Origin of the sequence: Capnocytophaga sp. ARDL2, assembly GCF_041530365.1 — a bacterium.
Taxonomy (GTDB): domain Bacteria; phylum Bacteroidota; class Bacteroidia; order Flavobacteriales; family Flavobacteriaceae; genus Flavobacterium.
This window is the reverse complement of record NZ_CP168034.1, coordinates 2,377,600-2,393,254: the sequence shown is the minus strand read 5'-3', so window position 1 is coordinate 2,393,254 and position 15,655 is coordinate 2,377,600. Positions and strand designations below refer to the sequence as shown.

Below are 15,655 nucleotides of genomic sequence, written 5' to 3'. Positions count from 1 at the left end.
TAAGCAAAATCTCCCTTTGCATCGAGCAAAGGGAGATTTTTTGTTATTTCTTTCGCACCATTTTTTGTATCTCATTGAGCTTCATTAAGGCTTCAACAGGTGTGAGTGTGTTGATGTCTATGTGTAAGATTTCTTCGCGAATATCTTCTAAAATTGGGTCGTCTAATTGAAAAAAACTCAACTGCACATCTTCTTTATTCAGAGCATCTTGGGTAGTTTCGGCTTTGCTTGTACTTTCTAATTTTTTCAAAACTTTTTGAGCTTTATTGATAACCATTTGTGGCATTCCTGCCATTTTCGCTACATGAATACCAAAACTATGAGCACTACCTCCAGGAACTAATTTCCTTAAAAACAATACGCTATCTTTGGTTTCTTTTACCGATACATTGTAATTTTTTATCCTTGCAAAATTTTGATACATATCATTCAATTCGTGATAATGTGTAGCAAATAGGGTTTTTGCTTTTTGTGGATGTTCGTGTATGTATTCGGCTATTGCCCAAGCGATGGAAATACCGTCGTAAGTCGAAGTTCCGCGTCCGATTTCGTCTAAAAGTACCAAACTACGGTTGGTCAAATTGTTGAGGATTGAGGCGGTTTCGTTCATTTCTACCATAAAAGTAGATTCTCCCATAGAGATATTGTCCGAAGCACCTACTCGGGTAAAAATTTTGTCGATAACACCCATTCTTACCGCATCAGCAGGAACAAAACTTCCCATTTGAGCCAATAAAACAATCAATGCTGTCTGACGTAAAATAGCAGATTTACCCGACATATTCGGACCTGTAATCATGATGATTTGTTGGGTTTCGTTATCGAGATAAACATCATTGGCAATGTACGGCACACCTACGGGCAATTGTTTTTCAATCACAGGGTGGCGACCATTTTTTATATCTAAAACAAAATTGTCTTCCAATTCTGGTCGCACATATTGATTGTCTATTGCCAATTGAGCGTAAGATTGCAAACAATCGAGCTGAGCAATCAACTGAGCGTTTAATTGCACAGGTTGAATATATTGCGAACACCAAGCAACAAATTTTTCGTACAATTCGGCTTCGATTTTGGCTATGCGTTCTTCCGCACCTAATATTTTGGTTTCGTATTCTTTGAGTTCTTGGGTAATGTATCGCTCGGCACTTACCAAAGTTTGTTTACGAATCCACGATTCTGGCACTTTGTCTTTGTGCGTATTGCGAACCTCAATATAATATCCAAATACATTATTGAAAGCCACTTTCAACGAAGGAATGCCTGTATTTTCACTTTCACGAGCCTCGATTTCCTCTAAATAGCGTTTTCCAGAAGTAGAAATCGAACGCAATTCGTCCAATTCGGCATTAATACCTGCAGCAATTACATTTCCTTTTGCCAATGCCACAGGAGCATCTTCGTTTATGGTTTGAGTAATTTTTTCACGGAGTAAATCACAGCTGTTTAGGTTGTCTCCAATGATTTTCAAAGCCTCGTTTTTTGCCGAAAGTGCTTTTCCTTTTATAGGTAATATGGCATCTAAACTTTCCTTTAAAATGATAAATTCTCTGGGAACAATTTTGTTGGTAGCCATTTTTGAAAGCAATCGCTCCAAGTCAGAAATTCGCTTGATTTGCTGTTGGAAAAATTGTAATTCCTCTTGATTTTGGATAAATTCTTCCACCACATCATAGCGTTTGTTGATAGCATCTCGTTCTTTCAACGGCAAAGCCAACCAGCGTTTGAGCAATCGTCCTCCCATTGGTGAAAGTGTTTTGTCGATAACATCCAATAAAGTAACCGCATTTTCGTTGGAAGAAGCGTACAATTCTAAGTTTCTAATGGTAAAGCGATCCATCCACACATACGATTCTTCTGATATGCGTTGAATATTGGTAATGTGTTGAATACGATTGTGTTGTGTTTCTGATAAATAATATAAAATAGCACCACAACCGATGATTCCCTCTGATAAATCGTCAATTCCAAAACCTTTTAATGAATTGGTTTTGAAGTGATTTTGTAAACTTTCATTTGCATAATCTTCCTTGAAAATCCAATCTTCGAGAAAAAATAAGTTAAAATCCTTTCCAAAGGCGTTTTCAAAAAGAGGTTTGTTTCCCTTTTGAATAAGAATTTCGCTTGGTTTAAAATTTTGAAGTAATTTATCAATATATTCCTCATTTCCCTGCGAAGTTAAAAATTCCCCAGTGGAAATATCCAAAAAAGAAATACCGATTAGTTTTTTACTAAAGTGCAAAGAAGCGAGGAAGTTATTGCTTTTAGATTGCAGTACTTCGTCGTTAATAGCAACCCCGGGAGTAACTAATTCGGTAACGCCTCTTTTTACAATACCTTTTACAGATTTTGGGTCTTCGAGTTGGTCGCAAATCGCCACGCGAAGTCCCGCACGAACCAATTTTGGCAAATAGACATTCAGCGAATGGTAAGGAAAACCAGCGAGTTCGGTTTCGCTATCCGAACCTGCACCTCTTTTGGTAAGAGTAATCCCCAAGATTTTGGCAGTACGCACAGCATCATCACCAAAAGTTTCGTAAAAATCTCCTACGCGAAACAACAAACAAGCATCGGGATATTTCGATTTGATTTGATTGTATTGCTGCATCAAAGGGGTTTCTTTTTTCGCTTTTTCTTTTGCCATGGTTTCTCTATTTTTTATTTAAAAATGATAAGTTGCAAAGATACGCAATATGATGAAATCCGACAGGTAAGAGTAAAAGAATAATTTTTTTCGAGAATGATTTTTTATTTTTATTGTATTTATTTGTAAATTAGATTGTTATGAATCTGTAAAAACATTAAACTATGAAAAATCTATTCTTATTTATTAACACATTTTTCATTTTTGCAAGTTGTAATAGTGATGATGATGCTAATAAAACCATTTTGGAAGGGGATTGGTTTTTAATAGAGACATATATTGGCGAAAAGTTTTCAATATTGGAATTGCCTCCTCCTCTAGGTCATATTCCGCCCGAAACGATTATGTTTCATTTTAAAAGGAATGTGTTTTATAAGACAAAAAATGGAAATTTTATTGAAGAAAAACAAACATTTACTTTGTAGGATAATGGTGATTTTTATCAAATGAAAATCAATGAAACCAATAAATCTTTTCTCGTTATTTTCAATTTTGACGAATCCAAAGCAATGATTTCTAATTCAGTTCAAGATACAATTTATTATTTAGAAAAAAGAAAAAAAATTATTAATGCATACCGCCCACTTTTGTTTTGGGCGGTATTTTTATTGATACATCAAAAATATTTCAATGAAAATTTAACTTTAAAAACCGTACCTTTGCCCTTTGTTTCAAAAAATCATATTTTATGAAAAAATATCTACCTGAGTTCAAGTATAACATTCAATTGGCGTATCCGATCGTTTTGTCGATGTTGGGGCATACGCTCGTTAGTGTTATAGATAGTATAATGGTGGGAAAAGTAGGAGCTCAGGAATTAGCAGCTGCTTCATTCGCAAGTAGTATGGTGTTTTTAGGTGTGTCGATGATTGCAGGATTTTCATCGGTAATTACACCCTTGGTAGCCAAAACACACGCGGAAGGAGATGCTGATGAAAATCAAAAAATATTGTACAATTCGGTAATTTTGTGTACGCTTTCTGGACTTTTGATGTTTGCTCTGCTCTACGGATTCAAACCATTTATGTATGTGATGAATCAAACAAAAGAGGTGGAAGAATTAGCACTTCCTTTTCTTGATGTAATTGCATTTTCATTAATTCCGTTGGGTGTTTTTCAAGGGTTTAAACAATTTTTTGAAGGATTGTCTTTGACCAAATATTCTATGTATGCTACTTTGATTTCCAATGTAGTCAATGTATTTTTCAACTATGTATTGATTTACGGTATTTGGTTTTTACCAAAAATGGGAATGATGGGGGCCGCTTATGGTACATTACTTTCTCGATTTGTCATGTTGGCATATATAGTATTTGTGTTGTTTTCGCAAGAAAAATTCAGAATATATGTACAAAATATTTCTCGTCGTTTATGGGACAGTTTATGGATGAAAAAGGTTTTCAATTTAGGTTTCCCCGCTTCTATGCAGTCATTGTTTGAGGTAGGGTTGTTTACAGGTACTGTGTGGCTTTCGGGTATGTTGGGAGCCGAGTCACAAGCCGCCAATCAAGTAGCTTTGTCTATAGTTTCGTTTCCCTTTATGTTTGGTTTTGGATTGAGTATTGCTGGGGTAATACGCGTGGGGAGTTTGATGGGAAAAAAAGACTATGAAAAAATACAATTGGTCACAGAATCTTCGTTGATTTTGACTTTGGGAATGTATGTGTTTTTTGCACTATTGTTGTTTTTGTTTTGCTACGATATACCTTGGTGGTTTTTAGATAAAAACGATACAAGTAAATGGGCAATGAACGAAGAAGTGGTATTCATCGGAGCTAAATTATTACTGATAGGTTCGCTCTTTCAGATTGTTGACGGAGTGCAAGTAGTCATTTTAGGAATTTTAAAAGGATTACAAGATATGAAAATCCCAATGTATATTACCTTTGTTTCCTATTGGGTGGTAGGCTTTGGCTTGAGTATATTTTTAGCATTTTACACACCACTAAAAATCGAAGGGATCTGGTACGGATTGGTAGGAGGACTCACCACAGCTGCATCTTTGCTTTATTGGAGGTATGCGATTGTAATTAAAAGATTGAGAAGCCCTCTAACCCCCGAAGGGGGAACTAATTTGGAGATTTGAAAAATTTTGTTATTTCGACGAAAGGAGAAATCTTTTATAATTTGAAAATGGATTAATTTCAGAATTTGAAAATTTCTAATATCTCAATACAAACATCTAACATCTAAAAAATGATATTACCAAAATTTGTATTGGCAGACAATAGCCAATATCCAGACAGTTTATTTGTGATACACTTAGAGTATCCAAGATTTATTATCGATTTAGAAGACCCAGAAGGATTGGAGTTTTTGGAAGAAATCGACGAATCTGAAGAAGTAGAATTGAAAGAAGAAATGGAAAAACTCATCGATATGGCTGAGAAATTTTACAATGCCGAAATCGATGCTCTTTCTGAGGAATAATATTTACTAGCCCCTTCTGAAGGGAAACATTAAACGCACAAAGTGCAAAATAGTAGCTATATGAACTATCTTTCAATTGAAAATATTGCAAAATCCTTCGGAGCGAGAACGCTATTCGAAGGGATTTCTTTTGGAATCAACAAAGACCAAAAAATAGCCTTTGTAGCCAAAAACGGAACAGGAAAAACTACTTTGCTCAATATCCTTACGGGAAAAGATTTTCCTGATCAAGGACAAATCGTTATGCGTAAAGGTTTGCGTTTGGAGTTTCTTTCACAAGACCCCAATTTACAAGACAGCCTTACGATAGAGGAAAGTATTTTTGCATCGGACAACGAAGTGTTGAAAGTTATTCAACGCTACGAAGCGGCTTTGCAAAATCCAGAGGATATCGAAGAATATCAAAAGGCTTTTGAACAAATGGAGCTTTTCAATGCTTGGGATTTTGAAACTCAATACAAGCAGATTTTGTTCAAACTGAAATTGGAAGACCTAAAACAAAAGGTGAAAAATCTTTCGGGGGGACAAAAAAAGCGTTTAGCATTAGCAATTGTACTCATCAACAAACCCGATGTTTTGATTCTCGACGAACCTACTAATCATCTTGATTTGGAGATGATTGAGTGGTTGGAAGACTATTTTATAAAAGAAAATATTACGCTGTTTATGGTTACGCACGACCGTTTTTTCCTCGAACGTGTATGCAACGAAATCATCGAACTCGAAAACGGTAAAATTTATCAATACAAAGGGAATTATTCCTACTATTTGCAGAAAAAGGAAGAGCGAATTGCTGCAGAAAACGCCTCTATCGACAAGGCGAAAAACCTTTATGTAAAAGAGCTCGACTGGATGCGTCGTCAGCCCAAAGCTCGTACAACCAAATCCAAATCGCGTCAAGACGATTTTTATATAATCAAAGAAAAAGCCCATTCGCGTAGAAAAGAGCATCAGTTGGAATTGGAAATCAACATGGAACGCATGGGATCTAAAATTGTGGAGATGCACAATCTTTCGCTTTCGTGGGGAAATAAGGTGATTTTGAAAAATTTCAACTACATTTTCAACCGTGGCGAACGCATCGGTATTATTGGGAAAAATGGAACAGGAAAATCTACTTTTCTCAATCTTATGACCAAAAATCTTCAACCAGATACTGGAAAAGTTGTCATCGGTGATACTATAAAAATCGGTTATTACACCCAAAACGGTATTACGCCAAAGCCTGAACAAAAGGTAATCGATGTCATCAAAGAATTTGGTGAATACATTCCACTGACTAAAGGGCGAACCATCTCTGCGGCTCAGTTGCTCGAACGTTTTTTGTTTGACCGCAAAAAACAATACGATTTTGTAGAAAAACTGAGTGGAGGAGAGCTAAAACGCTTGTATTTGTGTACCGTTTTGATTCAAAATCCCAACTTTTTGATACTCGACGAGCCAACCAATGATTTGGACATTGTAACCCTGAATGTGTTGGAAAATTTCTTACTCGATTATCCAGGGTGTTTGTTGGTGGTGTCGCACGACCGCTATTTTATGGACAAAATCGTCGATCATTTGTTTGTGTTTAGAGGTGAGGGTGTAATAGAAGATTTCCCAGGAAATTACAGTGATTTCAGAGCGTACGAAGATTCGGTTCTGCCAGAAAAAGACGACACGCCCAAAGAAAAAAACAACTGGAAAGAAAAGCAAGTAAAAAACGGCTTGAGTTTTCAAGAACAAAAGGAATTGCAAAAACTCGAAAGAGAATTGAAAGATTTGGAAGCTAAAAAAGTGGAAATAGAAAATGCTTTTTCCAATGGTGAAGTTTCCGCAGAGGAAATCGAAACCAAAGCCAACGAATTGCAAGATATTTTGCAATCAATAGAAACTAAAGAGGAACGCTGGTTCGAACTATCAGCAAAGATGGAAGAATAATCAAATGGTGTAGAAAATGATCAAACAATTACTAAAAATACATCTACTTTCATTAAGTATTTTCTTTATATTCAGATTGTTACTTTTGTTTTCCAATACCGAACATTGGACAGGTTTTTCATCAGAATTACTTCAAGCCTTTGTGATGGGAATTCGCTTTGATACGGTAATCAATGGATACATTTTGGCATTGCCTACTTTGCAGAGGATGATACTTTTTGTCGTTGGAAAAAACAATCAGATGATTCAAAAGTTTACTTATTGGTATTGTGCCGTATTTTTCACATTGGCATATACCGTGAGTGCATTTGACATTCCGTTTTTCAATCAATTTTTCAACCGATTGGATGCAACTGCCTTTCAATGGATAGAAAATCCTGCGTTTGTTGTAGAAATGGCGGTGAAAGATTTTAGATTGTGGGGATATGCGATTCCTTTTATTGTTTTGATGATTGTTTTTCATGTAGTATTGCGAAAAATTTTTAATCAAAAAATTGATTTTCCTTCATTTCATTGGTCTGTCAAATCGGTAATTGCTGTTTTGATTTTAGGTGGAACATTTTTAGGAATAAGAGGAAGAATCGAAGGAAAATCTCCCATAAGAGTAGGAACTGCCTTTTTTTGCAATCATGCTTTTTACAATAAATTAGGCTTAAACCCCAATTTTACCTTGCTAAATAGCCTTACTTCAAAAAAAGATTTTTGGATTGATTTGATGACAAATAAAGAAGCTTTTGTCGAAGTGAGTAAATATATGGATTTACCTGTTTCTGAAAACTTTAGCGTACAAACTCAGCTATATGCCAAAGCTGAAAATTTCGGAAAACCCAACATTGTTTTAGTGTTGATGGAGTCGATGACTACTCAAAATCTAAAACATCACGGCAATACACAACAACTCACGCCCAATTTAGATGCGTTGATAGAAAAAAGTATTTATTTTGAAAATGCGTATTCCGCTGGAATTCATACGCATAATGGGATTTTTAGTTCATTGTATTCCTATCCCGCTTTGTGGAACAAACACGCCTTGAAGCAAATGGAATCATATCCCAATAATACGATTCTTGCCTTGAATAAAAATGGCTATTCAACGATTTATTTTACTACCCACGATTCACAATTCGACAATGTAGAGGGGTTTCTTTTGTTGAATGATTTTCAAAAAGTATATTCTCAGAAAGATTATCCTACGAGTGAAGTAAAAAGCAATTTAGGAGTTGTTGATGATTATTTGTTTTCGTTTAGCATAGAAAAAATGAACGAATTACACAAAAACAATCAACCGTTTTTCTGTACATTGATGACGGCGAGTAATCATGCACCTATTATCATTCCAGAACATTTTTCACCTAAGCAAAAAGAAATTCAACTACAAGCCATTGAATATTCAGATTGGGCAATTGGACAGTTTTTGCAAGAAGCCGAAAAACAACCTTGGTTTGACAATACGATTTTTGTTTTTATTGGCGATCATGGCAATGCATGGGATACAACTTATGAAATGTCTTTGAGTTACCACAGCGTACCACTGATTTTTTATGCTCCAAAACTTTTTACAAAATCAGAAATAAAGTCAGATTTTGCCCAACAAATCGATGTAATGCCAAGTATTTTGGGGCTAACTTCCATTGATTATACCAAACAAAATATGGGAATTGATTTATGGAAAAACACTCGACCATTTGCTTATTTTTCAGCCAATGACAAAGTGGGAGTAATCAATGAGGAATTTTATTACATCTACAAAAAAGACGGCAGTGAGGCGTTGTATAAATACCGCACCAAAGACACAAACAATTATCTTTCAGATTATCCAGAATTGGCAAAGGAAATGAATCGATATTTTAGAGCCAATTATCAACTGTCGAAACACAGTATTCAATTGGGAAATTTGATGTAGTAGGTTGAGGATCTTTCACGAATTAATTATACCACAAGTATAGTTATACCAATAAGTTTTTTAAAATTATTTTAAAAACAGTACGCAATCCTTGTCACTCCAAAGAACTCAAGCTAAGTGAACTGTATGCAATAAATCTCCACATCGTTTAAAAACAAAATTGAGATGCTTTGTAGTAAAAACTGGGGGTGTAATTTGTGGTTATCTGTAAAAATTTCAATATTTTTATTAAATCTCGTAGAAATTTTTACAAAATTATTTGTTTTTATCAAAAATTTTTATTATTTTCACAAAAAAAATGAAAAATATATGAGAAAAAGATTTTTACCTATCGCTTTTATGGCTATTGCAGGACTTTCAATGTTCAACTGTTCGCGAGTAGAACCAAACTTTGAAGGAGTATTGATGGAAAATTACGGTAGAAATGGGAAGGACGATTTCAAAACTGTAACGGGAAGACAATGGGTTTTGTTTCCTGGGGTGGAATTGTATCAAGTGCCTATGTACGAAACCAGTGGAGATCCGTCAGCTGTGATGGTAAATGCAAAAGATGCGGGTGAATTTACCGTAGATCCATCGTATCAATACCAACCGATAAGAGGAAAAGGTGTAGATATTGTATTCAACTACAAACACTTGGGTATTAATGAGCCAACCGTTATGATGGATAATGTAGAAAATGCTATCTTAAATCGTTTGGTAATCAATGCATTTCGAGAAGAAGCGAGAAACTACTCAACCGATAGCTTAATGAACAATTTAAATACTTTTGAAAAACAAGTTGAAAGGCGATTGTCGGAGGAATTCGAGGCGAAATTCTTTACTTTGAAAAATCTTACATCGGGATTAAAGCCTCCTAAAAGTATGGCACAGGCAATTGAAGATAGAAACAATGCCATACAACAAGCCGAAAGAGTAAAAAACGAGCTAAATGTAGCCAAAATGGAATTGGAAAAAGCTAAAATCGAAGCTGAAGCCAATCGTGTAAAATCACAAGGTTTGGACAATCGTATTTTACAAGAACAATGGATTGAGGCTATTAGAAATACCAACAATAAAGTAATCATCACCGATGGTAAAACACCTATAATGCTTACACAATAAAGATTATGAAAAATCCAACTAAGAGATTAATTCTTTTCATATTGCTCAATATTTGCTTGATTGTGTTGCATCGTTGGGCATTTCAATACCAACCTATTATCACCATATTTACGCTAAGTGTACATTTGTTATTTTTATTAAAATGGGATTATAAATCGCTCAAACAATGAAGAAAGCGATTTTATTATTTTTCTCATTGCTTTCATTGACAATCTTTGCTCAACCGAAAGATTTTTATGCCAAAGTAACCGCAGTAAAAGACGGCGATACGGTAAAAGTTTTGTACGAAAAACAAGAATACACTGTGCGACTGTCTCATATCGATTGTCCTGAAAAAAAGCAAGATTTCGGAACAAAAGCCAAACAACGAACTTCTGATTTGTGCTTTGAAAAAACCGTTTGGGTGCAAAGCAATGGAAAAAAAGACCGCAATGGTAGGATATTGGGCGAAATCATTGTCAACAACCGATGGAATGTAAATAAAATACTGGTGGAAGAAGGATTGGCATGGCATTACAAAAAATTTTCAAAGGATACAGATTACTCCCTATTGGAAGAAAATGCCCAAATAAGAAAAGTAGGTGTTTGGAGTATGAAAAATCCCATTGCACCTTGGGATTGGAGAAAGGGTGTGAGATATTAACGAAAATATGTGTCAATAGTTTTTTCTTTTGTACCTTTGCAAGGTTATTAAAAATATTTCAATTTTATGAATTTACATGTAACAGATGAAACTTCTCGTTTAAAAGCTGTAGTGTTGGGAACTGCTGTGAGCAATGGACCAACTCCAACTGTCGAAGAAGCGTATGATCCAAAGTCATTAGAACATATAAAAGCAGGAACATATCCTGTTGAAAAAGATATGGTTGAGGAAATGGAAGCTTTCAATAAAGTATTTGAAAAATACGGTGTGAAAGTATATCGTCCTGAAATAATCGAAGATTACAATCAAATTTTTAGTAGAGATATTGGTTTTGTGATTGATGATATTTTTATCAAAGCCAATATTTTACCAGATAGAGCCAGAGAATTGACCGCTATTCAGTATGTAATCGATCAAATGGATCCTGAAAAAGTAGTAACTCCACCAGAAGAAGTACATATCGAAGGGGGAGATGTGATGCTTTGGGGCGACCATATTTTTATCGGAACATACAAAGGGAGCGATTATAAAGAATATTTAACGGCTCGTACCAATATGGCAGGAGTACAATTTATCAAAGAATTGTTTCCTCACAAGACTGTAAAAGAATTTGACTTGGTAAAATCGAAAATAGAACCAAGAGACAACGCTTTGCATTTAGATTGTTGTTTTCAACCTGTAGGAAAAAATAAAGGGATCATTTACAAATCAGGTTTTAGAGAAGAATCCGATTATATGTATTTGGTAAATTTGTTTGGAAAAGAAAATTTATTCCACATTGAAAGAGAAGAAATGTATCATATGAATTCAAATGTGTTTTCAATTGATAAAAATGTGGTGGTTTCTGAGAAAAATTTCACTCGATTGAACAATTGGTTGAGAGAACAAGGATTTATCGTAGAGGAAATACCTTATGCAGAAATCGCAAAACAAGAAGGATTGTTGAGATGTTCAACTTTACCGTTGATTAGAGAGAAGTAAGTAAAAACAAAAAAATCATGAGCCAACAAGCATCTAATACCGTATTGATGATTCGTCCTGTGCAGTTTCGCATGAACGAACAAACGGCAGTAAATAATTATTATCAAAAGAAATTGGAGGGATTAACTCCAGAAAATGTAAACCCAAAAGCTGTTGAAGAATTTGATGGTTTTGTAGAACGCTTGCGTTCGGTAGGAGTAAATGTAGTAGTGGTACAAGATACCAAAGACACTGATACTCCAGATAGTATTTTTCCAAACAATTGGATTTCGTTTCACGAAGACGGAACGGTAGTATTGTATCCAATGTTTGCCGAAAATCGTCGTTTGGAACGTCGAGAAGATGTGTTTGATATTTTGGAAGACGCGGGATTTCATATCAATGACGAAATTTTGGATTATACTTCGGCAGAAGAAGACAATGTGTTTTTGGAAGGTACAGGAAGTATGATTTTAGACAGAGAAAACGATCGTTGTTATGTGGCACTTTCGCCTCGTGCAGACGAAGAATTAGTGATAGAGTTTTGCGAAGACAACGATTTAGACCCTGTGATTTTCGAGGCATATCAAACCACAGCAGATGGAGAACGATTGCCTATTTATCATACTAATGTGATGATGAGTATTGGAGAAACATTTGCAGTGATTTGTGCAGATAGTATCGACGATAAGGCTGAGAGAAAATTGGTGCTCAACAAGTTGAAAGAAGATGGAAAAGACATTGTTTACATTACCGAAGAGCAAGTAAATCACTTTGCAGGAAATATGTTGCAAGTAGAAGGAGCTGAAGGAAAATTGTATTTGGTAATGAGTACACAGGCTTATGAAAGTTTGACGGATGCTCAAATCAAGCAAATCGAGTCGCATTGTGCAATACTTCACGCACCGCTTTACACCATCGAAGCATGTGGGGGAGGAAGTGCAAGATGTATGCTTGCAGAAGTGTTTTTACCAAAAGCAGAATAATTATAGAGTAAATAAATAAGGCTGTCCAATCGGACAGCCTTATTTCATTTATACCCTGTCCCGAGTTTCTCGGGATTTTTACTTAACACTTAGTACTTATTATTTCGTACTTAATACTTTGTACTTAACGCTTTCCTGTACTACAACTTACTAATTCCCATATTCCAAAGTGTAAACGCTTGGATATCGGCGTTTTCGTTGATGATTTGTTGTACAGATTTACCAGCTCCGTGACCTGCGTTTACATCAATGCGAATCAACATTGGGTTGTTTCCGCTGTTGTTGGCTTGAAGAGCTGCGGCAAATTTAAAACTGTGAGCCGGTACTACACGGTCGTCATGGTCTCCAGTAGTTACCATAGTTGCCGGATACGAAACTCCTGATTTTACATTGTGCAATGGTGAATATCCTTTCAAATATTGGAACATTTCTTTCGAATCTTCGGCTGTACCGTAGTCATACGCCCAACCAGCACCTGCTGTAAATGTGTGGTATCTCAACATATCCAATACACCTACCGCTGGCAACGCTACTTTTATCAAATCTGGTCGTTGTGTCATGGTAGCACCTATCAATAATCCACCGTTTGACCCTCCTTTGATCGCCAATTTTTCAGATGAAGTATATCCGTTGTCAATTAAATATTGAGCTGCAGCGATAAAATCGTCAAATACATTTTGTTTTTGCATTTGTGTACCTGCCTTGTGCCACTCTTTTCCGTATTCTCCACCACCTCTCAAGTTTGGTACGGCATATACACCACCGTTTTCCAACCATACCGCGTTGGCAATGCTAAATGTTGGTGTCAATGATACATTAAATCCACCGTAAGCATACAACATTGTAGGGTTGTTTCCGTCCAATTGGATACCTTTTTTGTAAGTGATAATCATTGGAACTTTTGTACCGTCTTTTGAAGTATAGAATACTTGTTTTGACTCATAATCTTCTGGGGTGAATTTTGCTTTTGGCTGTTGATAGATTTCAGATTTACCCGTAGCAATATCCATTTTGTAAATAGAACCTGGTGTAATGTAATTGGTAAAAGAATAGTACAATTCTTTCGCCTCTTTTTTATCTCCAAAACCAGAAGCTGTTCCCAATCCTGGTAATTCGATTTCACGGATGAGTTTTCCGTCGTAATCGTATTGTTTTACCATAGAAACCGCATCTTTCATATAGTGAGCAAAGAAATAACCACCTGCATTTGACAATGACAATACATTTTCAGTTTCAGGGATTACATCTTTCCAAGTACTTCTATTGGCAACAGTTGCAGCATCTGCTACTACCAATTTTTGATTAGGAGCATTGTAGTTGGTTACGATATAAAATTTACCATCTTTAGAATCTACGATCCTGTAATCGTTGTCAAATCCTGTAACAATTGTTTGAATAGAAGCGTTTGGATTTGTCAAATCTTTGATAGATAATTCATTTCCAGAAGTGGCATTGGCTCCAGTAATCACCAAATATTTTTGGTCGTCTGTAACATATCCACCTACATATCTGCGTTTTACTTTATCACCATAAATCACTTTGTCTTCTTTTTGTGAAGTACCCAATTTGTGGTAATACAATTTATGTTGATCCGTTTTAGCAGACAATTCGCTACCTTCAGGTTTATCATAGCTAGAATAGAAGAAACCTTCGTTTTTGTACCAAGAAATTCCAGAGAATTTCACATCAACCAAAGTTTCACCGATTACCGATTTATCTTTAGCATTCAAAACGATGATTTTTCTCCAGTCGCTACCACCTTCCGAAATAGAATAAGCCACTAAATTTCCGTCTTCTGTAAAAGAAACCGACGAAAGCGAAGTAGTACCATCTTTCGAGAAAGTATTAGGGTCTAAGAAAACCTCTTCTTTTCCATCTTTATCTTTTCTATACAATACCGATTGATTTTGTAATCCGTCGTTTTTGTAATAGTAAGTATAATCGCCCTCTACGAAAGGAGCACCGATTTTTTCATAATTCCATTTTTCCTCCAATTGTTTTCTCAATTTTTCACGGAAAGGAATTTTGTCTAAGTAAGCAAAAGTCACCTCGTTTTGAGCTTTTACCCAAGCTGCGGTTTCTTCCGAACGGTCGTCTTCCAACCAACGGTAATAATCATTGATTTGTTCGCCAAAATAGGTGTCAACTACAGAATCTTTTCTTGTCTCAGGGTAATTGATAGGTTCGTTTGTGTTTGTAGCCGATTGATTGCAAGAAATCAACGACGATACAGCCACAAAACTCAGTGCTATTCTGTTCATTTTGTCTTATTATTATTATTATTATTATTTTACTTGATATTCGATTTCAACTGTGCTATTTTCTTCAATCAGAGTCATTTTTACAGGATAACCATTTGTATTGTATTGAATAGATATGTTTCGTGTTTCTTCTGTATTATCGTCTTTTTCTAAAAAATGAACTTTTATAATATTGTTTATCATATAAAAAGGGTAAAAGGAATCGTCTATAATAACATTCATCCATGGTTGCATTGCGACATTTTTGAAAATACCATTTTTATTATCATAAGTAAAAGTCGTTTTATCACTATTACTTTCGATTGTTGTAATATTTCCGTATGTGTCATAAGTGAAATTGGTTACTCCGATAGAAACAACTTGGTTCTTATCATTGATGTTTAATGAAAAATCATAAATACCATCTTCTTTTGCTATTATACTATTCCCTTGTTTTTCAAATGAGTAATTTTTTGTAGTTACATTTCCATTAATCGTCGTTTTTTCAACAAAACCTGTCAAGAAATTCCCAGAATAGGAAAAAGTTTTTTCAGTGATTTCCGTTGGCTGACCAGTTTTTACCTCTTCTGATTTTTCGCTAATTAATCTGTTTTCGTTATCATAAGTAAAAGTGTATGTTATGGTGTCTCCTCCATTTTTTTCAACCATTTTCTTCGGCAAAAATACTGTTCCTTGAATAGGTGTAGTATCAGATCCACCATTGTTGTTTTCATCACAAGCTATCATCATACTTGATGCAATAGCTACTAATGCTAAAATGTTCTTTTTCATTGTTAAAATAATTATTTAAGCCACAAAAATACT

At 35.3% G+C, this 15,655-nt stretch carries 12 protein-coding genes; 9 read left to right on the top strand and 3 right to left on the bottom strand.

The window, feature by feature from the left end:
* Window positions 1-43 precede the first annotated feature (43 nt).
* Window positions 44-2,644, bottom strand: a complete 2,601-nt coding sequence (gene mutS, locus AB4865_RS12075; RefSeq protein WP_372473556.1) for a DNA mismatch repair protein MutS — start codon at window positions 2,642-2,644, stop codon at window positions 44-46.
* A 164-nt stretch (window positions 2,645-2,808) separates the two neighbouring features.
* On the opposite strand from mutS, the gene AB4865_RS12070 reads away from it, so the two are divergent.
* The 9 genes from AB4865_RS12070 to ctlX all read left to right on the top strand — a co-directional run bounded on the left by AB4865_RS12070 (window position 2,809) and on the right by ctlX (window position 12,590).
* Window positions 2,809-3,069, top strand: a complete 261-nt coding sequence (locus AB4865_RS12070) for a hypothetical protein (RefSeq protein ID WP_372473554.1) — start codon at window positions 2,809-2,811, stop codon at window positions 3,067-3,069.
* Window positions 3,070-3,332: 263 nt separating this feature from the next.
* On the top strand, window positions 3,333-4,730 hold the full coding sequence (locus tag AB4865_RS12065; RefSeq protein ID WP_372473553.1) for an MATE family efflux transporter: 1,398 nt from the start codon (window positions 3,333-3,335) through the stop codon (window positions 4,728-4,730).
* Between the two features lie 110 nt (window positions 4,731-4,840).
* Window positions 4,841-5,074, top strand: a complete 234-nt coding sequence (locus tag AB4865_RS12060; RefSeq protein ID WP_372473552.1) for a hypothetical protein — start codon at window positions 4,841-4,843, stop codon at window positions 5,072-5,074.
* 60 nt (window positions 5,075-5,134) lie between these two features.
* On the top strand, window positions 5,135-6,994 hold the full coding sequence (locus tag AB4865_RS12055) for an ABC-F family ATP-binding cassette domain-containing protein (protein ID WP_372473550.1): 1,860 nt from the start codon (window positions 5,135-5,137) through the stop codon (window positions 6,992-6,994).
* Window positions 6,995-7,010: 16 nt separating this feature from the next.
* The gene (locus AB4865_RS12050; protein ID WP_372473549.1) at window positions 7,011-8,897 is read left to right on the top strand and encodes an LTA synthase family protein; all 1,887 of its coding nucleotides are present in this window, start codon (window positions 7,011-7,013) and stop codon (window positions 8,895-8,897) included.
* Between the two features lie 309 nt (window positions 8,898-9,206).
* Window positions 9,207-10,001 carry an SPFH domain-containing protein gene (locus AB4865_RS12045; RefSeq protein ID WP_372473548.1) on the top strand — a complete coding sequence of 265 codons (795 nt, stop codon included), beginning with the start codon at window positions 9,207-9,209 and terminating at the stop codon, window positions 9,999-10,001.
* 166 nt (window positions 10,002-10,167) lie between these two features.
* Window positions 10,168-10,644 (top strand): thermonuclease family protein, encoded by a 477-nt coding sequence (locus tag AB4865_RS12040; RefSeq protein ID WP_372473545.1) that lies wholly within the window; start codon window positions 10,168-10,170, stop codon window positions 10,642-10,644.
* A gap of 66 nt (window positions 10,645-10,710) precedes the next feature.
* Window positions 10,711-11,625: a dimethylarginine dimethylaminohydrolase family protein gene (locus AB4865_RS12035; RefSeq protein ID WP_372473544.1), complete on the top strand. Its 915-nt coding sequence runs from the start codon at window positions 10,711-10,713 to the stop codon at window positions 11,623-11,625.
* A 17-nt stretch (window positions 11,626-11,642) separates the two neighbouring features.
* Entirely contained in the window at window positions 11,643-12,590 is a 948-nt protein-coding gene (gene ctlX / locus AB4865_RS12030; protein ID WP_372473543.1) for a citrulline utilization hydrolase CtlX, read from the top strand.
* Window positions 12,591-12,730: 140 nt separating this feature from the next.
* Here ctlX and AB4865_RS12025 read toward each other — a convergent pair whose 3' ends face one another.
* Both AB4865_RS12025 and AB4865_RS12020 read right to left on the bottom strand, forming a co-directional pair.
* Window positions 12,731-14,851: a prolyl oligopeptidase family protein gene (locus tag AB4865_RS12025; protein WP_372473542.1), complete on the bottom strand. Its 2,121-nt coding sequence runs from the start codon at window positions 14,849-14,851 to the stop codon at window positions 12,731-12,733.
* A gap of 24 nt (window positions 14,852-14,875) precedes the next feature.
* Window positions 14,876-15,622, bottom strand: coding sequence for a hypothetical protein (locus tag AB4865_RS12020; RefSeq protein ID WP_372473541.1), 747 nt, complete (start codon window positions 15,620-15,622; stop codon window positions 14,876-14,878).
* Window positions 15,623-15,655: the final 33 nt, after the last annotated feature.